The following is a 22,670-nucleotide window of genomic DNA, read 5'->3' as shown; positions in this document are numbered from 1 at the left end:
CGCCGGGTTCAACCCAACAGTAAGCGTAATCGATCACCGGCGGAGGCGGAGACATCGGCACCGGTGGGCAGGAAGCAACGAAGCTGCCACTGCCGGGTCCGGATCGCGTCCTTTGCGGTCGGCGTGCTCCACGGCGGATAGACACGAAGGGCGCGCTTTCCGCCCTCGCCATCGCGCGACATCACGCCGCGCTCGATCAGCAGGTCACGACTGAAGATGAACTGCCCGCGCTGTGTTCCGTCGAAGACCGCGATCACCACGAAGTGCACAGCATCGGCTGCATCCAATGGAGCGATATCAGAACCGGGGGCGGGGCGCTTCCACAGGGTTACGAACTGGCCGGTCTTGGTGGGGGTGATCTTCGCGACGCGGAACACGATGCTGTGACCCTCAAGGGCAAAGCGGCAGGCACCGTACTCTGCGCTTTCCGCTTCCGCCACGATCGGTCCGGTCAACTGCAGCCCTGCGGGCAGGTAGAGATCGTGCAGTGCCGCAGTGGCGGCAGCAATGCCGCTCACGCTTCGGGCAGCGGCTCGGGCACCGTTCCGGGCACGAACACGCCTTCTTTCACGTAGGCGGCCAGGGTCATGTCCAGCGCAAGCATGCCGTCACGCTTGAGATCCATCAGTTCCGGTTCGACCATCGCGCCATGCAGTACGCCCAGCACAGTGGCGTGCAGCATGCGCGCGGCGATCTTCGGGTCCGCGCCTTCGCGCAGCTGGCCCAGGTCCTGGGCCCGGCGCAGGGCGCGCTCCATCCGGTCCAGCGCATCGCGGAAGCCGGCCTGCTGCATTTCGGTCAGCACCTTGGTATCGGCCGAGGCGTCGCTGCGCAGCATGATCTCCATGGTCTTGCGCAGGCGTTCGTCCTCGGACAGCTCGATGAACGAGTGGATCATCACTGCGCGCAGGTCGTGCACCGGTGTGTCGCGCTGGTCGGTGGAGGTGCGCTCCAGTTCCTGCATGAAGGGCAGGTGCACCCGTTCGACGATCGCGGCCAGCACCTCGCTCTTGTTCTTGAAGTGCCAGTACACCGCGCCACGGGTATAGCCGGCGCGGGCACCGATCATCTCCAGCGTGGTACGGGCCACGCCGTGTTCATGGAAGCAGGCTTCGGCGGCGTCAAGGATGCCTTCCCGGGTTGCCTGGGTGTCCTCTTTGGTCTTGCGGGCCATGGGTGTGGGTACGAGTGCGGGTGAAACGTGGCTGAATTGTACCGGTTTACAAACAAACAAGCATGTATGTATATTTCGCACCCATCATTCCCGTCGTGTGCGTGGCAGGCCCGTCCGGCTCCCACTCCACCCGGGTGGGCGCTGTTCGCACGGTCTTCACCTTCGCTGGTGGAGGGTCCGCCGTATCAGCGCTGGCTGAGACCCTTTCCTTCAAGAGCCTTTCCGTCATGTTGCTGAGCCGAATCCGACCCTTTGCACTGTCGCTGGCAATCGCCGCGACCGTGGCTGCCTGCGGCGGCCAACCCCAGGCCCCCGAACAGGGCCCGGGTGACGTCACCGTGGTCACGCTGAAGTCCGAGACCGTGGGCCTCACCCGCGAGCTGCCGGGCCGTACCAACGCCTTCCTGGTCGCCGAAGTGCGTCCGCAGGTCAACGGCATCGTCGCCAAGCGTCTGTTCACCGAGGGCGGCATGGTCAAGGCCGGCGAGCCGCTGTACCAGATCGAGGACGCCAGCTACCGCGCACAGGCCAACAGTGCCCGTGCCCAGCTGGCGCGTGCCGAGGCCACCGCCAACGCCGCGCGCCTGAGCGCCAAGCGCATCACCGAGCTGGCCAAGGTTGATGCGGTCAGCCAGCAGGACCTGGAAAACGCGGTGGCCGCGCAGAAGCAGGCCGAGGCCGACGTCGGCGCCGCCAAGGCCTCGCTGGATGCGGCCAACGTCACTCTGGGCTACGCCCGCATCACCGCGCCGATCAGCGGCCGCATCGGCAAGTCCAGCGTCACCCAGGGTGCGCTGGTCAGCGCCGGCCAGGCCAATGCGCTGGCCACCGTGCAGCAGCTGGACCCGATCTATGTGGACCTGACCCAGTCCTCGGCCGAGCTGCTGCAGCTGCGCCGCGAGCTGGCCGCGGGCCGCCTGCAGGACAACCAGACGCTGCCGGTCAGCATCCTGATGGAAGACGGCAGCACCTTCGAGCACAAGGGCACGCTGGAGTTCTCCGAAGTCAGCGTCGACCCGGCCACTGGCAGCTTCGGCCTGCGCGTGAAGGTGGACAATCCGGACGGCCTGCTGATGCCGGGCACGTACGTGCGCGCGGTGATCGGCGGCGGCGTGCGCAGCGATGCAGTGCTGGTGCCGATGGCCGGCATCGCCCGCGATCCGAAGGGTGACACCTCGGCGATGGTGGTCGACAAGGACAACAAGGTCGAAGTGCGCCCGGTCAAGGTCAGCCGCACGGTCGGCGACAAGTGGCTGGTCGAGGACGGTCTGAAGGCCGGCGACAAGGTGATTGTCGAAGGCCTGCAGAAGATCGGCCCCGGCATGCCGGTCAAGGCCACCGAGAAGGGCGCTGCTCCGGCCAAGCCGGCAGCGGCCGCCCAGCCTGCCGCTCCGGCCGGCGACGCGAAGTAAGCGGAGAACCCCATGGCACGCTTTTTCATCGATCGACCCATCTTTGCATGGGTGATCGCCATCATCATCATGCTCGCCGGCGGCCTGGCCCTGTTCAAGCTGCCGGTCTCGATGTACCCCAACGTCGCACCGCCGGCGGTGGAAATCAGCGCCACCTACCCGGGTGCATCGGCCAAGGTGGTCGAGGACTCGGTGACGCAGATCATCGAGCAGAACATGAAGGGCCTTGATGGCCTGATCTATTTCTCCTCCAACAGCTCGTCCAACGGCCAGGCCACCATCACCCTGACCTTCGAGAGCGGCACCAACCCGGACATCGCCCAGGTGCAGGTGCAGAACAAGCTGCAGCTGGCCATGCCGCTGCTGCCGCAGGAAGTGCAGCGGCAGGGCATCAACGTGGCCAAGTCCAGCTCGGGCTTCCTGAACGTCATCGCGTTCGTGTCCGAGAACGGCAGCATGGACGCCAACGACATCGCCGACTACGTCGGTTCCAATGTCGTCGACCGTCTGAGCCGCGTGCCGGGCGTGGGCAACATCCAGGTGTTCGGTGGCAAGTACGCCATGCGTATCTGGCTGGACCCGAACAAGCTGCACACCTACGGCCTGTCCGTTGCGGAAGTGACTGCAGCAGTCAAGGCACAGAACGCCCAGGTGGCCATCGGCCAGCTCGGCGGCGCGCCGTCGATCAAGGGCCAGCAGCTCAACGCCACCATCAATGCGCAGTCGCGCCTGCAGACCCCGGAACAGTTCCGCAACATCATCGTGCGCGGTGCGCAGGACGGTGCCGAACTGCGCCTGGGCGATGTCGCCCGCGTCGAACTGGGTGCAGAGTCCTACGACTTCGTCACCCGCTACAACGGCCAGCCGGCCAGCGGCCTGGCGGTTACCCTGGCCACCGGCGCCAACGCGCTGGATACCGCGGCCGGCGTGGATGCCGCGCTGCAGGACATGAAGAGCTTCTTCCCGGCCGGCCTGAAGGCCGAGATCCCGTACGACACCACCCCGTTCGTGCGCGTGTCGATCAAGGGCGTGGTGCAGACCCTGATCGAAGCGATCGTGCTGGTGTTCGTGGTGATGTACCTTTTCCTGCAGAACTTCCGCGCCACCCTGATCCCGACCATCGCCGTGCCGGTGGTGCTGCTGGGTACCTTCGGCGTGCTGGCGATGCTGGGCTTCTCGGTGAACATGCTGACCATGTTCGCGATGGTGCTGGCGATCGGCCTGCTGGTGGACGATGCCATCGTGGTGGTGGAGAACGTCGAGCGCATCATGTCCGAGGAAGGACTGTCGCCGCTTGAGGCCACCCGCAAGTCGATGGGCCAGATCACCGGCGCGCTGGTGGGTATCGGCCTGGTGCTGTCGGCGGTGTTCGTACCGATGGCCTTCATGAGCGGCTCCACCGGCGTGATCTACCGCCAGTTCTCGGCCACGATCGTTTCGGCGATGGCGCTGTCGGTGCTGGTCGCGATCGTGCTGACCCCGGCGCTGTGCGCGACCATGCTCAAGCCGCTGAAGAAGGGTGAGCACCACGTCGCACACAAGGGCTGGTCCGGTCGTTTCTTCAACGGTTTCAACCGCGGCTTCGACCGCACCAGCGAAAGCTACCAGCGCGGTGTGCGCGGCATCATCCACCGTCCGTGGCGCTTCATGGGCATCGTGGCGGCACTGTTCGTGCTGATGGGCGTGCTGTTCGTGCGCCTGCCCAGCTCGTTCCTGCCCAACGAAGACCAGGGCGTGCTGATGGCGCTGGTGCAGGCGCCGGTCGGTGCCACCCAGGAACGTACGCTGGAATCGATCGCGGCACTGGAAAACCACTTCCTGCAGAACGAGAAGGATGCGGTGGACTCGGTCTTCTCGGTGCAGGGCTTCAGCTTCGCCGGTATGGGCCAGAACGCGGGCATGGCATTCGTCAAGCTGAAGGACTGGAGCGAGCGTGACGCCGACAATGGCGTGATGCCGATCACCGGTCGCGCCATGGCGGCACTGGGCCAGATCAAGGATGCCTTCATCTTCGCCTTCCCGCCGCCGGCCATTCCGGAACTGGGTACCGCGTCGGGCTACACCTTCTTCCTGAAGGACAACAGCGGCCAGGGCCACGAGGCACTGGTGGCCGCGCGCAACCAGCTGCTGGGCCTCGCCGCCGGCAGCAAGAAGCTGGCCAACGTGCGCCCGAACGGCCAGGAAGACACGCCGCAGTTCCGCATCGACATCGATGCAGCCAAGGCGACCTCGCTGGGGCTGTCGATCGACCAGATCAACGGTACCTTGGCCGCCGCATGGGGCAGCTCGTACATTGACGACTTTGTCGATCGTGGCCGCGTCAAGCGTGTGTTCGTGCAGGCCGACCAGCCGTTCCGCATGGTGCCGGAGGACTTCGATCTCTGGTCCGTGAAGAACGACAAGGGTGAGATGGTGCCGTTCAGTGCCTTCGCCACCAAGCACTGGGATTACGGTTCGCCGCGCCTGGAACGCTACAACGGTGTGTCGGCGATGGAAATCCAGGGCGAACCGGCCCCGGGTGTCGCGTCCGGTGACGCCATGGCCGAGATCGAACAGCTGGCCAAGCAGCTGCCGGCGGGCTTCGGCATCGAGTGGACGGCGATGTCCTACCAGGAACGCCAGGCCGGCTCGCAGACGCCGCTGCTGTACACGCTGTCGCTGATGATCGTGTTCCTGTGCCTGGCCGCGATGTATGAAAGCTGGAGCGTGCCGACCGCGGTGCTGCTGGCGGCCCCGCTGGGTATCCTCGGCGCGGTGCTGGCCAATACCTTCAAGGGCCTGGAACGCGACATCTACTTCCAGGTGGCGATGCTGACCACGGTGGGCCTGACCAGCAAGAACGCGATCCTGATCGTCGAGTTCGCCAAGGAAAACCTGGAGAAGGGGGCCAGCCTGATCGAGTCGATCATGCACGCCGTGCGCGACCGCTTGCGCCCGATCGTGATGACCTCGCTGGCCTTCGGCATGGGCGTGGTGCCGCTGGCAATCTCCACCGGTGCCGGCTCCGGTGCCAAGCAGGCGATCGGCACCGGTGTGCTCGGCGGCATGATCGTCGGCACCGTGCTCGGCGTGTTCTTCGTGCCGCTGTTCTTCGTGGTGGTGCAGCGCGTGTTCAAGCGCAAGTCCACGACGTGACCTGAAACGGTAGTGCCGGCCGCTGGCCGGCACCTACTGCCCGCGTGATGTGAATCCAACGAGGTTGCCGGCCAGCGGCCGGCACTACCTCCTGCCATCCGGCAGTACCGATGGAAGTCATTCCCATGAAAAGTGCATCCCTGTTTGTTTCCATTGCCGCCGCGCTCGCGCTCGCCGGCTGCTCCACCCTGGTGCCGAAGAACACCGCCGTTGCTCCGGCCATTCCGGCGCAGTGGCCGGCCGAGGCCGCGCAGGGCGAGGTGGCCGATGTCGCCGCCGTCGGCTGGCGCGACTTCTTCACCGATGCGCGCCTGCAGCAGGTGATCGACCAGTCGCTGCAGAACAACCGCGACCTGCGCGTGGCCGTACTCAACGTTGAACGCGCGCGCGGCCAGTACCGCGTACAGCGCGCCGACCGTGTGCCCGGCGTGGCAGTCACCGGCCAGATGGACCGCCGTGGTACCGACGCCGGTGTCACCGAGCAGTTCACCGCCGGTGTTGGCGTAGCCGAGTTCGAGCTGGATCTGTTCGGCCGCGTGCGCAATCTCAGTGAAGCGGCGCTGCAGCAGTACTTCGCCGTGGCCGCCAACCGCCGCAACGCGCAGCTGAGCTTGGTGGCCGAGACCGCCACGGCGTGGCTGACCTACGGGGCTGATGCGCAGCGGCTGAAGATCGCCGATGCCACGCTGAAGACCTACGAGGATTCGCTGCGGCTGGCCGAGGCCCGCCACGAGCGTGGTGGCAGTTCGGCGCTGGAGCTGACCCAGACCCGTACCCTGGTCGAGACCGCACGTACGGATGCTGCACGTCTGCGTGGCCAGCTGGCCCAGGACCGCAATGCGCTGGCGCTGCTGGCCGGTGGCCAGTTGGATCCGGCACTGCTGCCGGACAGCATCGAACCGCAGCTGCTGGCACTGGCACCGCCGCCGGCCGGCCTGCCCAGCGACGTGTTGCTGCAGCGCCCGGACATCATGGCCGCCGAACACCAGCTGCTGGCGGCCAACGCCAACATCGGTGCGGCACGCGCGGCGTTCTTCCCGAGCATCTCGCTGACCGGCAGCATCGGTAGTGGTTCGAGCGAATTGTCCAACCTGTTCGACAGTGGGACCCGCGTGTGGAGCTTCCTGCCGAAGATCACGCTGCCGATCTTCCAGGGCGGCAAGCTGCGCGCCAACCTGGCCATCGCCAATGCGGACCGTGACATCGCGCTGGCACAGTACGAGAAGTCGATCCAGGTGGGCTTCCGCGAAACCGCCGATGCGCTGGCGTTGAACGTCAGCCTGGATGAGCAGGTGAGTTCACAGCAGCGCCTGGTGGAAGCGGCCGAACAGGCCAACCGCCTGTCGCAGGCACGCTACGACGCTGGCCTGGACAGCTTCGTGACCCTGCTTGATGCGCGCCGTACCGCCTACAACGCGCAGCAGACCCAGCTGCAGGCGCAGCTGGCCCAGCAGGCCAACCGCATCACCCTGTACAAGGTGCTGGGCGGCGGCTGGCACGAGCGCGGGTAAGCAGTGCTTCTGGTAGGTGCCAACCTTGGTTGGCACGGATGCGTCAGCGCAGGCGGCTGGCCCTGTGCCAACCAAGGTTGGCACCTACCTGGAGATCGAGGGTAATGCCGGCCGCGGGCCGGCATTGTCATTCCAGAGCGTGTGCGCTACACCGCTTCATCGTCGCGCCGCGCTGCATGGCAGGCGCGCACACGCGCCAGCGCGTCGCCAGCTTCGCGCGCCATCTGCTCGTACTCGCGACGGATCTCTTCCAGCCGCTCCTCGTCCAGTTCTTCCAGATCCAACAGTTCGTTGTTGGCTTCGGCCGTCGCGCGGATCAGCTCGTCCAGCTTGATCTGCATCGCGGCGGTATCTGCGTTCTGCGTGTGCTGGATCAGGAACACCATCAGGAAGGTGATGATGGTGGTACCGGTGTTGATCACCAGCTGCCAGGTGTCGTTGAAACCGAATACCGGGCCACTGATGCCCCAGATCACCACGATCGCTACCGCGGCCAGGAAGGTCCACGGCGAGCCGGTGGCGGCCGCGGCCTTCTTGGCGATCGTATTGAACAGGTTGCGTGCTTTCATCGTCGTCGTCCCACTCAGGTGACGAGGATGATCGGCAGCGGCTCGTGCAGGGGCTGTGCAGCTCAGGCGCGCAGGCGCGGGGCGTCCTGCAGGCGCACCGGGCTGGTCTGGTAGACGTGCTGCCAGCAACGGTCGACGAATTCGCGGGCCTGGGCTTCGCTCAGGCGCGGCATGATCTGCAGGGCGTACTGGGTCTGGAACATCTCGTCGCGCTGCGCATTGCTGGCGCGCGGCTGGGTGATCAGCGAATCGCAAGCGAACTTGATCCACGGTACGTACGAGCCGAACGAGTTGTGCGCCAATGCACCGTCGGCATGCTGGCGGCGCCAGTGGTCAAGCTCAGCGTCAACATTGATGACCGGGGGAATGGTGGGGACTTCGGCGTGCATGTCGATCCAATCGGTTGAAGTGGATGGGAGTGGGGGTTCATCGCAGTGTGGCCCGGACCCCGGTGGATACCGCGTCAGGGAGATGTGCAGCCGGCGTTGCGATTGCCTATCAGTTGCGCATGCTCGACCGCGCCCATCTCTTCGGCCATGTCGGCCATGGCATTGCAGAGGCGTTCGTGTTCGAGCGGATGGCCGCGCACCAGTTCCAGCTGCAGGCCCTGGTAAGCGGTCCAGAACCGGGCGCCACGCTGATGCAGCGCGAACTGCTGCTGCAGGCGCTTGCGGATGGCGTCAAGGATCGGGTCGGGCGTGGGGCGTACGGCGTGCGCGCACATGGCTGGCTCCGCCGGGGAAGGAAGGTCCCGGTAGCCCCACCCTAGGCGCGACGCTGGGGCGGGGTGTTACCGCAGCGTGTGCACGGGGCACGGCTGACTGTGCACGGGTTCACGGCTGGCGCCGCAAACGCTGCCGGCACTAGGGCGTGCCGGCACTGAAGCGTTCATTAAGCGGGTTCAACAGCACACTGCGTGGTGCTCATTCACCGATGTCTTCGTTCCAGATCTCGGGATGCTGCGCAATGAAGCCGCCGAGCAGATCGACGCATTCCTGGTTGTCGAGGTCGATCACGTTGACGCCGTTTTCGCGCAACCAGTCGATGCCGCCCTGGAATGTGCGCGATTCGCCCACCACCACGGTGCCGATGTTGAACTGGCGCACCAGGCCCGAGCAGTACCAGCAAGGCGCCAGCGTGGTGACCATGATGGTGTCCTGGTAGCGGCGCTGGCGGCCGGCCTTGCGGAAGGCGTCGGTTTCGCCGTGCACGGAGGGGTCGCCTTCCTGCACCCGGCGGTTGTGGCCGCAGCCGAGCAGGCGGCCGTCGTTGTGGTACAGCGCCGCGCCGATCGGCACGCCGCCTTCGGCCAGGCCCTGGCGGGCTTCGGCGATGGCGGTCTGCAGCAGGGCCTGGTAGTCGGGCGTGGTGATCATGCGGGGCTCCGGTAAGTCGTGGCCCGCCATGATACGGGCAGGGGGTGCCGCTGGCCCCCGGCGGTGCGATAATCGGGGCCATGAGCGAATCCCCCTACAAAGCCGGTACCACCCATTTCGGGTTCCGCGACGTCGCCGCCAAGGACAAGCAGAAGCTGGTCGGCCAGGTGTTCACCTCGGTCGCGCGCAACTACGACCTGATGAACGACCTGATGAGCCTGGGCGTGCACCGGGCGTGGAAGCGCTACTACGTGGCGACCGCGCAGGTGAAGCCGGGCGACCGTGTGCTCGACCTGGCCGGCGGCACCGGCGATATCGCCGCCCTGCTGAAGGAGCGCGTTGGCGCCGAGGGCTCGGTGGTGCTGGGCGACATCAACGCCGGCATGTTGTCGGTCGGCCGTGACCGCCTGACCAACCGCGGCCTGGTGCTCGGCCTGGACTACGTGCAGTGCAACGCCGAAGCCCTGCCGTTCCCGGACAACAGCTTCGACCTGGTCACCATCGCCTTCGGCCTGCGCAACGTGACCGACAAGGACGCTGGCCTGCGCGAGATGTACCGCGTGCTGAAGGTGGGCGGCCAGGCCCGCGTGCTGGAGTTCTCCGAAGTCACCGCCGACTGGTTCAAGCCGATCTACGACTTCCACTCGTTCAAGATCCTGCCCAAGCTGGGCAAGCTGTTCGCCAACGATTCGGACAGCTACCAGTACCTGGCCGAGAGCATCCGCAAGCATCCGCCGCAGGATGAGCTGAAGGCGATGATGGGGCAGGCCGGCTTCGAGCGCTGCCACTACAAGAACCTGACCGGCGGCATTGTTTCGATCCACTCCGGCTACAAGCTGTAAACCGCGCTTTTGTAGGTGCCAACCTTGGTTGGCACACCCCTGCACCGGGCGCTGACACATCCGTGCCAACCAAGGTTGGCACCTACCGGTAGAGGCCAACCTTGGTTGGCATGCGCCCGAGGCGCAGCGCAGCCCCGGCCGCCCGTACCGCGTCCGCCGCCATTCCGGTAGAAGCCAACCTTGGTTGGCATGCGCCGGAGGCGCAGGATCGGCCCCGGCCGCCATTACCCCGCACCGCGCAACGCCTGCGGAGCCGGAGGGAGTTACCATTGGGGGTCTGATCCCCGTAACGGTCCCGATTCATGCGTAATCCGCTGATGCTCCTTCCGCTGGCCGTGGCCCTGGCCGCCGGCTGCTCCCAGGAGGCGGCCGCGCCCGCCGCCGCCCCGACTGCCGAAAAGGCCCCCGCCGCCCCCGTGAACGCCGAGAACCGCAGCCACGACGAAAGCTCGTACGCCGAGCCGGACAAGGTCGTCATCAAGGACATCGCGCTGGACCTGAAGCTGGACTTCGACCAGAAGCAGATCGGCGGCACCGCCACCTACACCCTGGAATGGAAGCAGAAGGACGCCAAGCAGCTGGTGCTCGACACCCGCGAGCTGACCGTGTCCAAGGTCGAGGCCGTCGCTGCCGATGGCGCGCGCAGCCCGTTGAAGTTCGAGCTGGCCGCCGCTGACAAGGTGTTCGGCAGCAAGCTGACCATCGAAGCCCCGGAACAGCCGGCCAAGGTGGAAGTGACCTACCACACCGCACCGACCGCCTCGGGCCTGCAGTGGCTGGCACCGTCGATGACCGAGGGCAAGAAGCTGCCCTTCATGTTCAGCCAGTCGCAGGCCATCCACGCCCGTTCGTGGGTGCCGCTGCAGGACACCCCGAGCGTGCGTTTCACCTACAGCGCGCACGTGGTCTCGCGCCCGGACGTGATGGTGCTGATGAGCGCCGACAACGATCCGAAGGCCGCGCGTGACGGTGACTACACCTTCAAGATGCCGCAGCCGATTCCGTCGTACCTGCTGGCCATCGCCGCCGGCGATCTGGTGTTCGAGCCGATCTCCGGCCGCTCCGGCGTCTGGGCCGAGCCGACCATGGTCAACAAGGCCGCCAAGGAATTCGAAGACACCGAGAAGATGATCGGTGCCGCCGAGAAGCTGTACGGCGAATACCGCTGGGGCCGTTACGACATGCTGGTGCTGCCGCCGTCGTTCCCGTTCGGTGGCATGGAGAACCCGCGCCTGACCTTCGCCACCCCGACCGTGATCGTCGGTGACAAGTCGCTGGTCTCGCTGGTCGCCCACGAACTGGCGCACAGCTGGTCGGGCAACCTGGTGACCAACGCCAGCTGGAAGGACATCTGGCTCAATGAAGGCTTCACCACCTACGTCCAGGGCCGCATCACCGAAGCCCTGTACGGCAAGGAGATGGCCGAGATGGAGAAGCAGATCGACCAGACCGACCTGCTGGCCGAAGTGAAGGACATGAGCCCGGCCGACCAGGCGCTGGCGCTGCCGCCGCTGAACGAGCGTGACCCCGACGAAGCCCTCAGCCAGGTCGCCTACGTCAAGGGTTCGTGGTTCCTGGAATTCCTGGAGCAGCGCTTCGGCCGCGAAACCTTCGATCCGTTCCTGCGTGGCTGGTTCGATGACCACGCCTTCCAGAGCGCGAACACCGACCAGTTCGTCGAGTACCTGAAAAAGAACCTGCTCCCGAAGAATCCGTCGGCAGTGACCGAGGCCGAACTGAAGGCATGGCTGGACGAGCCGGGCATCCCGGCGTTCGCGGCCAAGGCGCAGTCGCGCAACTTCAGCAGCGTCGATACCGCGCGCATCGCGTTTGCCAGCGCCGGCACCGTGCCGAGCAGCCAGGTCATCGCCGACTGGAGCACGCAGGAATGGGTGCGCTTCATCGACGGCCTGGGCGCGACCCAGCCGCTGGACAAGCTGGCCACGCTGGACAAGGCCTTCCACTTCACCGGCACCCCGAATGGCGAGATCGCCATGCGCTGGTACCCGCTGGCGATCCGCAGCGGCTACGAGCAGGCCAATGAAGGCGCAGCCGCGTTCATCGAGCGCGTCGGCCGTCGCAAGCTGATCCTGCCGATCTACGCCGAACTGGTGAAAACGCCGAAGGGGCTGGAGCTGGCCAAGCAGGCCTTCGAAAAGGCCAAGCCGGGCTACCACCCGATCACCACCGCCTCGGTCCAGGACATGCTGGCCAAGGCCGAAGCCAAGTAAGAAAACGCGCCGGGCATCCCCCGGCGCTTTTTTTGTAGAGTCGAGCTTGCTCGACTGGCTCTTCAACAGCAGTCGAGCAAGCTCGACTCTACAGATATGCGAAAACACGAAGGACCTCCGCCATGAAACGACTGATCCTGCTCACCGCCTGCACCCTGGCCCTGGCTGCCTGCAGCAACCCCGAGGAAGAGCGCAAGGCGCAGGAAGCCGCCGCAGCCGCCGTGCAGGCACAGAAGGAAGCCAAGGCCGAAGACGTGGCCAAGCAGTACGACATGGCCGTGGCCGCACAGGACTGGGAGCGTGCGCGCCTGCATGGCGCCTCGCTGCTGGACCAGTACAAGGACACCGCCGCCGCCGAGCGCATCGCCGCCGGCTTCGACGAGGTCAAGGCCAAGGGTGATGCCGCGCGCGACCTGCGCCGCATGCAGGCGCTGTGGCAGTACAACCAGATCCCGGTGGGCAACAAGGGCAACCAGGTCTCGGCGCAGATCTACAGCAAAGAACGGGTGGACGTGGATGGCAGCGGTGCCAAGCCGGTGCAGCTGGTGTTCCGCGATCATCCGGAGTGGAAGCGGCATGCCTACCTGGTGCTGCAGGCCGGCGATTTCCGTTGCCCGCAGTGCACGGTGAAGGTGACCGTGGACGACGGCAAGCCGATTTCCATGGCGGCCTGGCGCCCGAAGACCGATGAAGCCATCGCGCTGTTCATCACCGACCAGAAGGCGCTGTGGAAGCTGGCGCGCAAGGGCAAGTCGATCAGCATCGAGTTCCCGGTCAAGGCCGGCGGCACGCGTACCGCCGTGTTCGAAACCGGTGGTGTCGACGCCAGCCGCATGCCGCAGTGGTGGCAGTGATGGTTGCGGCGGGCAGCGCAGTGCACGCGTTGTCCGCGATCCGGCACTGGGTGTTCGACATGGACGGCACACTGACGGTGGCCGTGCATGACTTCGCCGCGATCCGCCGCGCGCTGCAGATCGCCGCGGAGGAAGATATCCTCGACCATATCGCAGCGCTGCCGGATGCGCCGGCGCAGGCCAAGCGCGAGTGGCTGCTGGATCACGAACGTGCGCTGGCCGAGGAGGCACTGCCGGCACCGGGCGCGGTGAAGCTGCTGCGCGCGCTGGCGGCGGCGGGCTGCCGGCTGGGCATCCTGACCCGCAACGACCATGCGCTGGCGAAGCTGACCCTGGACGCGATCGGGGTCGGGGAGCTGTTCGACGATGCCGACATCATTGGTCGCGATGAAGCGGTGCCCAAGCCCTCACCGGATGGGCTGCAGCAGCACCTGCGGCATTGGGGCATCGCAGCGGCAGAGGCGGTGATGGTCGGAGACCACGCCTACGACCTGGAGTGCGGCCGCGCCGCGGGCACGCACACCGTGCTGGTCAATCTGCCGGAGAACCCGTGGCCGGGCAGTGCCGACTGGCATTTCGCCGATTGCCGTGCACTGTTGGCGGCCTTGCAGCAGAAGGGGTAGTGCCGGCCGCTGGCCGGCAGTGTCGACCAAGGTCGACACCTACCGGATCACCCGTGGCCGGACCGCGCCGACTGGCATTTCGCCGATTGCCGTGCACTGTTGGCGGCCTTGCAGCAGAAGGGGTAGTGCCGGCCGCTGGCCGGCAGTGTCGACCAAGGTCGACACCTACCAGGGCACAGCGTGTCGACCAAGGTCGACACCCACCGAACAGATGCGCGGGCAGTTCGTTTACGCGCCCAGCGCGTAACCGAACTGCTGCTTGAACTGCTCGTTGAACTCGTCAAAGGTGAAGCGCTGGTTCTGCGTGCCCGGGTGCTCGACCTTCAGCGCGCCCATCAGGTTGCCCATGCGGCCGATGGTCAGCCAGTCGTAGCCCTTCTGGATGCCGTAGATCAGGCCCGCACGGAAGGCGTCGCCACAGCCGGTCGGGTCGACCACGCGGCGTTCGTGCGCCGGCGGGATGTCGTAGCTCTTTTCCGGGGTGTGGATGACCGCGCCCTTCGGGCCACGGGTGGTGATGTAGGCCTTGACCCGGCTGACGATCTCCTTCTCGTCCCAACCGGTGCGTTCCTGCAGCAGGTTCGACTCGTAGTCGTTGACCACCACGTAGTCGGCCTGCTCGATGAACGCGCGCAGCTCCGGGCCGTTGAACAGCGGCATGGCCTGGCCCGGGTCGAAGATGAACGGAATGCCGTCTTCGTGGAATTCCTGCGCGTTCTGGATCATGCCTTCGCGGCCGTCCGGGCCGACCAGGCCCAGGGTCACGCCCGGTACGCCACGCACGTGGTTTTCGTAGGAGCGCATCATCGCGCCCGGGTGGAAGGCGGTGATCTGGTTGTTGTCGTGGTCGGTGGTGATGAACGCCTGCGGGGTGAACAGCTCATCGATCACGCGCACGCGCGACAGGTCGATGCCCAGGCCGTCGAAGTATTCGCGGTACGGGCCGAAGTCCGAACCCACGGTGCCCATCGGGATCGGCTGGCCGCCCAGCAGGTGCAGGTTGTAGGCGATGTTGCCGGCGCAGCCGCCGAACTCGCGGCGCATGCGCGGCACCAGGAAGGACACGTTCAGGATGTGCACCTTGTCCGGCAGGATGTGATTCTTGAACTGGTCCGGGAACACCATGATGGTGTCGAAGGCAAGAGAACCACAGATCAGAGCGGACATCGATGTAAGCCTATGCGGTGAATTTTGGGGTGGGCCGGCCCGGTTCGGCGGGCAAGCAAACGGCGCCCTTGGGCGCCCGACGGCGCAAAGGTTACCCGCTGGTGCCGCTCAGGGCCAGAACCGGGTGAGACCCGATCAGGCCGAAAGCCTGTGAAGACGCGGGTTCAGCTAGTTTTTTCCTTGCTCGGCGGCAGGCGGGTTGCTAGGCTTGTCGGCCTCGATTTCTGCCCATTTTTTCGCCATCCCGCGGCGGGCACGACACCCCTCAGGACTCCTTCCTCAGATGTTCAAGAAACTCCGTGGCATGTTCTCCAACGACCTGTCCATCGACCTGGGCACGGCCAATACCCTCATCTACGTGCGCGGGCAGGGGATCGTGCTGAACGAGCCATCGGTCGTGGCCGTGCGTCAGGACCGTGCCATTGGTGGTACCCGCTCGGTGGCAGCCGTAGGCGCCGAAGCCAAGCAGATGCTTGGCCGTACCCCGGGCCACATCACCACCATCCGCCCGATGAAGGACGGCGTCATCGCCGACTTCACCTACACCGAGGCGATGCTCAAGCACTTCATCAAGAAGGTGCACAAGTCGCGCGTGCTGCGCCCGAGCCCGCGCGTGCTGGTCTGCGTGCCGGCCGGCTCGACCCAGGTCGAGCGCCGCGCGATCAAGGAATCGGCCGAGGAAGCCGGTGCCCGTGACGTGTTCCTGATCGAAGAACCGATGGCCGCTGCGATCGGCGCCGGCATGCCGGTCACCGAAGCCCGTGGCTCGATGGTCATCGACATCGGCGGCGGCACCACCGAGGTGGCGGTGATCTCGCTCAACGGCATCGTCTATTCGGCCTCGGTCCGCATCGGCGGCGACCGCTTCGACGAGTCGATCACCAACTACGTGCGCCGCAACCACGGCATGCTGATCGGCGAAGCCACCGCCGAGCGCATCAAGGTCGAGCTGGGCTGCGCCTACCCGCAGGCGGAAGTGATCGAGATGGAAATCTCCGGCCGCAACCTCGCCGAGGGCGTGCCGAAGATGATCAAGATCAGCTCCAACGAGGTGCTCGAGGCCCTGCACGAGCCGCTGTCGGGCATCGTCAGCGCGGTCAAGCTGGCGCTGGAGCAGACCCCGCCGGAACTGTGCGCCGACGTCGCCGAGCGCGGCATCGTGCTGACCGGTGGTGGCGCCCTGCTGCGTGACCTGGACCGCCTGATTTCCGAGGAAACCGGCCTGCACGTGCAGGTGGCGGACGATCCGCTGACCTGCGTGGCCCGCGGCGGTGGCCGTGCGCTGGAGCTGGTCGACATGCACGGCAACGAGTTCTTTGCGCCGGAATAAGCCGTCCCGGCTGCCTGCGCCCGCAGCGCCCCTCCGGGGTGCGGCCCACCATGAGGGTAGGCCGGCACCGGCGGGGCGTCCGCGTGTTTCCCTTCCGCCTTCTGCCAGTTGAATCGTTGCCGTGCCGCCCTACGCCGGACCTCCCGTTGCTTCCCGATCCGGTGATGCCGCCAGCCCGCTGCGTCTGCTGGCTTATCTCGCACTGGCCATCACCCTGATCGTGCTTGACGACCAGGCCGGCTGGCTTGCGCAGCTGCGCGGGCAGGCCAACAGCCTGGTGCAGCCGGTATGGGCACTGGCGGGACTGCCGGGCAAGCTCGGCAACCAGGTCAAGGACTCGGCGGCCAGCCACGGCCAGCTGGTCAACGAGAACCGTGAACTGCGCAACCAGCTGCTGCTGGCCAACGCCCGCCTGACCCGCCTGCAGACCGCCGCGCTGGATAACGCCCAGCTGCGCGAACTGCTGAATGTGGCCGAGCGCAGTGGCCTGGACGTGCAGCTGGCGCCGATCCTGGACATCGACCTGGATCCGGTGAAGCAGCGTCTGGTGCTCGACGCCGGCAGCCGCGAAGGCGTGCACGTCGGCCAGGCGGTGATCGATGCCGGCGGTCTGATGGGCCAGGTGATCAGCGTCACTGGCGGTACCTCCACCGTGCTGCTGCTGACCGACCCCGACCATGCCGTGCCGGTGACGGTGGCCCGCAACGGCGTTCGCCTGATCGTCTACGGCCGCGGCGACAAGCTGGAACTGCGCGACATCCCGCTCAGTGCCGGCGTGGAAGTGGGCGATGAGATCGTCACCTCCGGCCTCGGTGGCCGCTTCCCGGCCGGCTTCCCGGTCGGCACCATCACCGGCCTGCGTCCGGACGACACGCACGCCTTCCTGGTCGGCGAACTGAAGCCGGCGGCGCAGCTGGACCGCGGCCGCGACGTGCTGCTGCTGCGCCCGGGCGCGGCAATTCGCTTGCCTGCGGCCAGCGAATTGCCGCCGACTGCACCTTCGGTGCAACCGGCCCGCGCATCCTCCCTTACCCCCGCGCCTTCAGCGCGCCCCCCTCAACAAGAGGGGGGCTCTCCACCCGATGCTGGGTCGGCGACGGTAGTGCCGGCCGCTGGCCGGCAACCGACCACGCCGGAGGCCCAGCGATGAGCCGCCTGCGCGACAACCCGTGGGTGTTGCCGGCCAGCCTGGTGGTGGCGCTGCTGCTGGGCCTGCTGCCGTTGCCGGCGCTGCTGCAGCCGCTGCGCCCATACTGGCTGGCGCTGGTGCTGGCCTATTGGGTGATTGAAGCGCCTGAGCGTGTCGGCCTGGGCGTCGCTTTCGCCAGTGGCGTCATCGCCGATCTGCTGTACGGCGGTGTACTCGGCGAACAGTCGCTGCGGCTGGTGATGCTGGCCTTCATCCTGCAGCGCTTCCGCGCCCGCATCCGCTTCTTCCCGATGTCCCAGCAGATGCTGGCCATCGGCGGCCTGCTGTTCAACGACCGCATCGTCAGCGCGCTGGTCCACATCGTGGTGGATGAGCCGACCCTGCCGTGGTCGTACTGGTGGGCACCGCTGCTGGGCATGGGCCTGTGGCCGCTGGTATTCGTGCTGCTGGACGCGGTGCGCTTCGGCAAGCGCGGGCGCTGAGCCATGATTCCGCGCCGCCAGGTCAAGAATCCGCATGCCGAAGCCGAACAGTTCCGCCGCCGCGCGGCGCTGGGCTTCCTGGGTGTGCTGGTCTGCCTGCTGGGCCTGGGCGGCTGGTACTTCAAGCTGCAGGTGCTGGACCACGACGTCTACGCCACGCGCTCGGAAGCCAACCGCATCAAGCCGCGGCCGGTGGTGCCCGGGCGCGGCATGATCTACGACCGCAACGGCCGCCTGCTGGCCGAGAACGTGCCGGCCTTCCGCCTGGACGTGACCCCGGACAAGGTCAAGGACATGGACGCCACCCTGGAAGGGTTGGCGAAGATCATCAGCATCAGCCCGGAAGAACTGGAAGCGTTCAACAAGTCGCGCAAGGCGCGCCGCAAGTTCCTGCCGGTCACGCTGAAGCTGCGCATGAGCGACGAGGAGATGGCACGCTTCGCCGTCGACCGCTGGCGCTTCCCCGGCGTCGAGCTGGAACCCTACCTGACCCGTCGCTATCCCTATGGCGATCTGTTCGCGCACATCATCGGTTACGTCGGCCGCGTCGATGACAAGGACCTGGAAATCCTCGGCGAGGGCAATGCCGCGCTGACCCACATCGGCAAGTCCGGCCTGGAGCGTTATTACGAGCAGCAGCTGCGCGGCAAGGTCGGCTACGAGCAGGTCGAGACCAACGTGCAGGGGCGTGCGATCCGCACTATCGGTCGCGTCGCCGCGCAGTCCGGTGCCGACCTGCGGCTGTCGATCGACGCCGACCTGCAGCGCGCCATGGTGGCCGCCTTTGGCGACCAGGAAGGCTCGGCAGTGGCGATGGACCCGCGTAGCGGCGAGGTGTTGGCGATGGTCAGCCTGCCGTCCTACGACCCCAACCTGTTCGTCAACGGCATCTCGCATGCCGATTTCAAGGCGTTGAACGAAAACCCGTCGCGGCCGCAGTTCAACCGCCTGGTGCTCGGTGGCGTCGCCCCCGGTTCCACGCTGAAACCGCTGATCGGCCTGGCCGGCCTCGATTCGGGCGTGCGCCGCCCGGAAGACAAGGTGTTGTCCACCGGCATGTTCTACCTGCCGGGCACCTCGCGCGGCTGGGGTGACGCCCACCGTGGCGGCCACGGCTGGACCGACCTGCGCAAGTCCATCGCCGAATCGGTCAATACCTATTACTACAAGCTGGCGCTGGACCTGGGTATCGAGCGCTTCGACCATTACATGGAGTACTACGGCTTCGGCCAGCCGACCGGCATCGACCTCACCGGCGAGATCGGCGGCATCCTGCCGTCGCCGGCCTACAAGCGGAAGAGCCGCAAGGAAGCCTGGTACCCCGGTGATACGGTCAACATCAGCATCGGCCAGGGCGACTGGAAGGTCACCCCGCTGCAGCTGGCGCGCGGCGTCAGCGGTCTGGCCGACGGCCAGCTGCGCACCCCGCATCTGGTCATCCAGCAGCGCGACGGTTTCGACAGCGACTGGTCGGCGATGCCGGCTGGCGAGAGCAAGCCGGTCAGCCCCAACCCCAACAACGTGCAGGCCGTGCGCGAGGGCATGATGGCGACCATGCGGCCCGGCGGCAGCGGCTGGCGCGTGGCGGTCGGTGCGCCGTACGTGATGGCCGGCAAGACCGGTACCGCGCAGGTCATCAGCCGCAAGGGCACGGCGGCGGTGAATCCCAAGAGCCTGCCGATGCACCTGCGCCACCGCGCGCTGTTCGTCGGCTTCGCGCCGGTCGAGAACCCGGTGATCGCGATCGCGGTGGCCGTGGAAGGCGGTGGCTATGGTGGTTCGGCCGCTGCACCGATCGCGCGCAAGGTGTTCGACGCCTACCTGCTGGGCAAGATGCCCGAAGGCATGCAGCCGTTGGACAGCGAGCGCGGCACCACTGCCATCGGCGCCACCGCGTTCGACAACGAAGACGCCGGCGCGCGCCAGGCCGGCGACCTTGCCGCTGCGCAGCTGGGTGAACATCCGGTGCTGGTCGGCGTGCCTGCGCCGGAACCTGTACCCGCACCGCAGCCGGGTACGCCGGCCGCCGCAGCGCTGCCCGCCACGCCGCGCCCGACTCCCGCGGAGCCCGCACGATGAGAGTGTTCCTGCGCTGGGCTGGCGACATGCTGCGCCGCTTCTTCAGCACGCTGGACTGGGTGCTGTGCCTGGCCCTCGGCGCGCTGATGGTGATCGGCCTGGCCACCTTGAAGAGCGCCGGTGGCGACGGCCTGGTGATGGCCCAGGGCGCGCGCTTCGCAGTGGGCATGGCGGCGCTGTGGGGCATCTCACGGGTACCGATCCTGCGCATCCGCTCGGCCACGCCGATGATCTACGCGATCTCGATGATTCCGTTGCTGGCGGTGTTCGTGCTCGGCACCGGCAAGTACGGCCGGCAGTGGCTGGACCTGAAATTCTTCTACCTGCAGCCGGCCGAGCTGCTGAAGGTCAGTCTGCCGATGATGGTGGCCTGGTACCTGCACAAGATGCCGTTGCCGCCGCGCTTCAACACCGTGCTCGTGGCGCTGGTCATCATCGGCGTGCCAACCGGCCTGGTGATGCTGCAGCCGGACTTCGGTACCGGTGTGCTGATCGCCGCCAGTGGTGTGTTCGTGCTGCTGTTGGCAGGCCTTCCGTGGTGGTGGGTCGGGCTGGGCGTGGGTGGCGTGGCTGCGGTCGCGCCGGTGGCCTGGTTCTGGCTGCTGCGGCCGTACCAGAAGGACCGCATCATGATGTTCCTGGACCCGGAGATGGATGCACTGGGAGCCGGCTGGAACATCATCCAGTCGAAGATCGCGATCGGTTCCGGCGGCTTCGATGGCAAGGGCTGGGGCGAGGGCTCGCAGTCGCATCTGAACTTCATTCCCGAGCAGACCACCGACTTCGCGTTCTCGGTGCTGAGCGAGGAGTTCGGCTGGATCGGCGTGGCCACCGTGCTGGCGCTGTACCTGGTGGTGATCGGGCGCTGCCTGTGGATCGCCAGCCAGTCGCGCGATTCCTATTCGCGCCTGCTGGCCGGCGCCACCGGCCTGGCGTTCTTCGTCTACGTGCTGGTGAACGGCGGGATGATCTCGGGCCTGCTGCCGGTGGTGGGCGTGCCGATGCCGCTGATCAGCTATGGCGGTACCTCGGCGGTCTCGCTGCTGGCCGGCTTCGGGTTGGTGATGGCCGTGCGTAGCCACAATCCAGTGCACGGCGGCTACGGGTAACAACGGCCGCGCCTTTCATCGCGCTTCCATATGCTCGATTGCTTCTCGCTGTTCTGTAGAGTCGAGCCGTGCTCGACTGCTTCTGCTGCATGAAAGGCAGTCGAGCACGGCTCGACTCTACAGACGCAGAAGCACCCTGACAGCTTCACGCAAGCGCGCGTTGTTACCGTGGCCAGCGTGGACTGGAAACGAATGCTTGGCGGCTGCCGTGAGGCGGTGCGCACGATCGACCTGCCGTTGCTGGTCGCGTTGTTGATCCTGATGGGCGCGGGGCTGGCGGTGCTGCACAGCGTTTCCGGTCCGGTCACCGGGCAGGCGGCGCGCTTCGCCGGTGGCCTGCTGGCGATGTGGCTGCTGTCGCGTGTTTCGCTGCTGCGCCTGCGCGCGTGGACACCGGCGCTGTACGCGCTGTCGATGCTGCCGCTGATGGCGGTGTATGTGATCGGCACCGGCAAGTACGGGCAGCGCTGGCTCAACCTCGGCGTCTTCTACCTGCAGCCCTCCGAGCTGTTCAAGCTCAGCCTGCCGTTGATGATGGCCTGGTACCTGCACCGGCAACCGCTGCCACCGTCACCACGCACGGTACTGACGGCCGCAGTGCTGATCGGCGTTCCCGCCGTGCTGATCCTGATGCAGCCCAACCTCGGCACCGCCACGCTGGTCACCGCCAGCGGCGTGTTCGCGTTGTTGCTGGCGGGCCTGCACTGGGGCTGGGTGGCCACCGGCGCGGTGGGGCTGGCGGTGGCCGCGCCACTGGCCTGGCTCGGCGTGTTGCGGCAGTACCAGAAGGATCGCGTACTGACCTTCCTCGACCCGGCAGCAGACCCGCTCGGCACCGGCTGGAACATCCTGCAGTCGCGCATCGCGATCGGTTCGGGCGGATGGCACGGCCGTGGCTGGGGGCAGGGCACCCAGGCCACGCTGGATTTCCTGCCCGAGTACACCACCGACTTCGCGTTTTCGGTGCTGGCCGAGGAATTCGGCTGGATCGGTGTGGCGACGCTGTTCGCGCTGTACCTGTTCGTGGTCGGGCGTTGCCTGTGGATCGCAGTGCACGCGCGCGACACCCATGCGCGGTTGCTGGCCGGCAGCCTGGGGCTGGCGTTCTTCGTCTACGTATTGGTGAACGGTGGAATGATTTCCGGCCTGCTGCCGGTGGTGGGCATTCCGATGCCGTTGATCAGTTATGGCGGGACATCAGCGGTCTCGCTGCTGGCCGGCATTGGACTGGTGATGGCGGTACGTGGGCACCGGCCCGTGCACGGGGGATAGGGTTTCCAGCCAACGGCGCAGCCCCTCGTGGGTGGTCGCGCAAAGCAGTTCATGGGTGGGGCCGGGTAGATGGGCTGCGCAGGGGACGCTGCAAGTACGTCCATGTAAGCTCGGTCGCCGCATCCATGCGGCTCACGCCCCTGCGCAGCCCATCTACCCGGCCACGGACAGGTTCCGTGCGCGTCCACCCACGGAGAAGAAAAAGAAGATCAAAAGCAAAAGCGGCCTGGCGGGTCGCTTCCTTGCTTTGTGTAGAGCCGAAGGCAGCGGCAGGAGCCGCTGCCAACGTCGCCCACGGCGACGGCCCGAAGGGTGCCGGTCAGGACGACCGGCATAGCCATGCTCGGCTCTCGA

At 66.6% G+C, this 22,670-nt stretch carries 20 protein-coding genes; 13 read left to right on the top strand and 7 right to left on the bottom strand.

Annotated elements, in window-relative coordinates:
* Window positions 1-8 precede the first annotated feature (8 nt).
* Both ACZLIB_RS19795 and smeT read right to left on the bottom strand, forming a co-directional pair.
* Entirely contained in the window at window positions 9-518 is a 510-nt protein-coding gene (locus ACZLIB_RS19795; RefSeq protein ID WP_032129010.1) for a MepB family protein, read from the bottom strand.
* The gene (smeT, locus tag ACZLIB_RS19790; RefSeq protein WP_032129009.1) at window positions 515-1,174 is read right to left on the bottom strand and encodes an efflux transporter SmeDEF transcriptional repressor SmeT; all 660 of its coding nucleotides are present in this window, start codon (window positions 1,172-1,174) and stop codon (window positions 515-517) included. The genes ACZLIB_RS19795 and smeT overlap by 4 nt, the downstream gene beginning before the upstream one ends.
* Window positions 1,175-1,401: 227 nt before the next feature.
* Here smeT and smeD point away from each other — a divergent pair, with 227 nt between their 5' ends.
* From smeD to smeF, 3 genes are all read left to right on the top strand, one after another.
* Window positions 1,402-2,586, top strand: a complete 1,185-nt coding sequence (gene smeD / locus ACZLIB_RS19785; RefSeq protein WP_032129008.1) for a multidrug efflux RND transporter periplasmic adaptor subunit SmeD — start codon at window positions 1,402-1,404, stop codon at window positions 2,584-2,586.
* A 12-nt stretch (window positions 2,587-2,598) separates the two neighbouring features.
* Window positions 2,599-5,721 carry a multidrug efflux RND transporter permease subunit SmeE gene (gene smeE / locus ACZLIB_RS19780; RefSeq protein ID WP_049399247.1) on the top strand — a complete coding sequence of 1,041 codons (3,123 nt, stop codon included), beginning with the start codon at window positions 2,599-2,601 and terminating at the stop codon, window positions 5,719-5,721.
* Window positions 5,722-5,831: 110 nt separating this feature from the next.
* Window positions 5,832-7,232, top strand: coding sequence for a multidrug efflux RND transporter outer membrane subunit SmeF (smeF, locus tag ACZLIB_RS19775; protein ID WP_134951031.1), 1,401 nt, complete (start codon window positions 5,832-5,834; stop codon window positions 7,230-7,232).
* Window positions 7,233-7,378: 146 nt separating this feature from the next.
* Here smeF and ACZLIB_RS19770 read toward each other — a convergent pair whose 3' ends face one another.
* The 4 genes from ACZLIB_RS19770 to ACZLIB_RS19755 form a co-directional block, all read right to left on the bottom strand.
* Window positions 7,379-7,801, bottom strand: a complete 423-nt coding sequence (locus ACZLIB_RS19770; protein ID WP_032129005.1) for a low affinity iron permease family protein — start codon at window positions 7,799-7,801, stop codon at window positions 7,379-7,381.
* A gap of 62 nt (window positions 7,802-7,863) precedes the next feature.
* Window positions 7,864-8,190, bottom strand: a complete 327-nt coding sequence (locus tag ACZLIB_RS19765; RefSeq protein ID WP_049463228.1) for a hypothetical protein — start codon at window positions 8,188-8,190, stop codon at window positions 7,864-7,866.
* A gap of 74 nt (window positions 8,191-8,264) precedes the next feature.
* Complete coding sequence (locus ACZLIB_RS19760; protein ID WP_049399251.1) at window positions 8,265-8,525, bottom strand: hypothetical protein; 261 nt, start codon at window positions 8,523-8,525, stop codon at window positions 8,265-8,267.
* 199 nt (window positions 8,526-8,724) lie between these two features.
* The gene (locus ACZLIB_RS19755) at window positions 8,725-9,177 is read right to left on the bottom strand and encodes a nucleoside deaminase (protein ID WP_049399252.1); all 453 of its coding nucleotides are present in this window, start codon (window positions 9,175-9,177) and stop codon (window positions 8,725-8,727) included.
* Between the two features lie 80 nt (window positions 9,178-9,257).
* Between ACZLIB_RS19755 and ubiE the strand changes: the two genes are divergently transcribed.
* The 4 genes from ubiE to ACZLIB_RS19735 all read left to right on the top strand — a co-directional run bounded on the left by ubiE (window position 9,258) and on the right by ACZLIB_RS19735 (window position 13,727).
* The gene (gene ubiE / locus ACZLIB_RS19750) at window positions 9,258-10,019 is read left to right on the top strand and encodes a bifunctional demethylmenaquinone methyltransferase/2-methoxy-6-polyprenyl-1,4-benzoquinol methylase UbiE (RefSeq protein ID WP_005411082.1); all 762 of its coding nucleotides are present in this window, start codon (window positions 9,258-9,260) and stop codon (window positions 10,017-10,019) included.
* Window positions 10,020-10,321: 302 nt separating this feature from the next.
* The gene (locus tag ACZLIB_RS19745; RefSeq protein ID WP_142806765.1) at window positions 10,322-12,250 is read left to right on the top strand and encodes a M1 family metallopeptidase; all 1,929 of its coding nucleotides are present in this window, start codon (window positions 10,322-10,324) and stop codon (window positions 12,248-12,250) included.
* A gap of 122 nt (window positions 12,251-12,372) precedes the next feature.
* Window positions 12,373-13,104, top strand: a complete 732-nt coding sequence (locus ACZLIB_RS19740) for a hypothetical protein (protein WP_019337678.1) — start codon at window positions 12,373-12,375, stop codon at window positions 13,102-13,104.
* A complete protein-coding gene (locus tag ACZLIB_RS19735; protein ID WP_478469950.1) occupies window positions 13,104-13,727 on the top strand; it encodes an HAD family hydrolase in 624 nt (207 codons plus the stop codon). The genes ACZLIB_RS19740 and ACZLIB_RS19735 overlap by 1 nt, the downstream gene beginning before the upstream one ends.
* A 228-nt stretch (window positions 13,728-13,955) precedes the next feature.
* Here the strand turns inward: ACZLIB_RS19735 and ACZLIB_RS19730 are convergent, their stop codons facing one another.
* A complete protein-coding gene (locus ACZLIB_RS19730; protein ID WP_014038522.1) occupies window positions 13,956-14,894 on the bottom strand; it encodes a carbohydrate kinase family protein in 939 nt (312 codons plus the stop codon).
* 283 nt (window positions 14,895-15,177) lie between these two features.
* Between ACZLIB_RS19730 and ACZLIB_RS19725 the strand changes: the two genes are divergently transcribed.
* From ACZLIB_RS19725 to rodA (ACZLIB_RS19700), 6 genes are all read left to right on the top strand, one after another.
* Complete coding sequence (locus ACZLIB_RS19725) at window positions 15,178-16,224, top strand: rod shape-determining protein (RefSeq protein ID WP_005419402.1); 1,047 nt, start codon at window positions 15,178-15,180, stop codon at window positions 16,222-16,224.
* Between the two features lie 121 nt (window positions 16,225-16,345).
* A complete protein-coding gene (gene mreC, locus ACZLIB_RS19720; RefSeq protein ID WP_478468504.1) occupies window positions 16,346-17,374 on the top strand; it encodes a rod shape-determining protein MreC in 1,029 nt (342 codons plus the stop codon).
* A complete protein-coding gene (gene mreD, locus ACZLIB_RS19715) occupies window positions 17,371-17,856 on the top strand; it encodes a rod shape-determining protein MreD (protein ID WP_032130319.1) in 486 nt (161 codons plus the stop codon). The genes mreC and mreD overlap by 4 nt, the downstream gene beginning before the upstream one ends.
* Window positions 17,857-17,859: 3 nt before the next feature.
* Window positions 17,860-19,935, top strand: a complete 2,076-nt coding sequence (mrdA, locus tag ACZLIB_RS19710) for a penicillin-binding protein 2 (protein ID WP_478468503.1) — start codon at window positions 17,860-17,862, stop codon at window positions 19,933-19,935.
* Complete coding sequence (gene rodA / locus ACZLIB_RS19705) at window positions 19,932-21,044, top strand: rod shape-determining protein RodA (protein WP_010481418.1); 1,113 nt, start codon at window positions 19,932-19,934, stop codon at window positions 21,042-21,044. The genes mrdA and rodA (ACZLIB_RS19705) overlap by 4 nt, the downstream gene beginning before the upstream one ends.
* Window positions 21,045-21,236: 192 nt before the next feature.
* Window positions 21,237-22,316: a rod shape-determining protein RodA gene (gene rodA / locus ACZLIB_RS19700; protein ID WP_478469949.1), complete on the top strand. Its 1,080-nt coding sequence runs from the start codon at window positions 21,237-21,239 to the stop codon at window positions 22,314-22,316.
* Window positions 22,317-22,670 lie beyond the last annotated feature (354 nt).

The sequence above is a fragment of the Stenotrophomonas sp. 220_Sma genome (assembly GCF_056487375.1).
The sequence above is the reverse complement of the archived record's forward strand: the minus strand, read 5'-3'. Positions and strand labels throughout refer to the sequence as shown.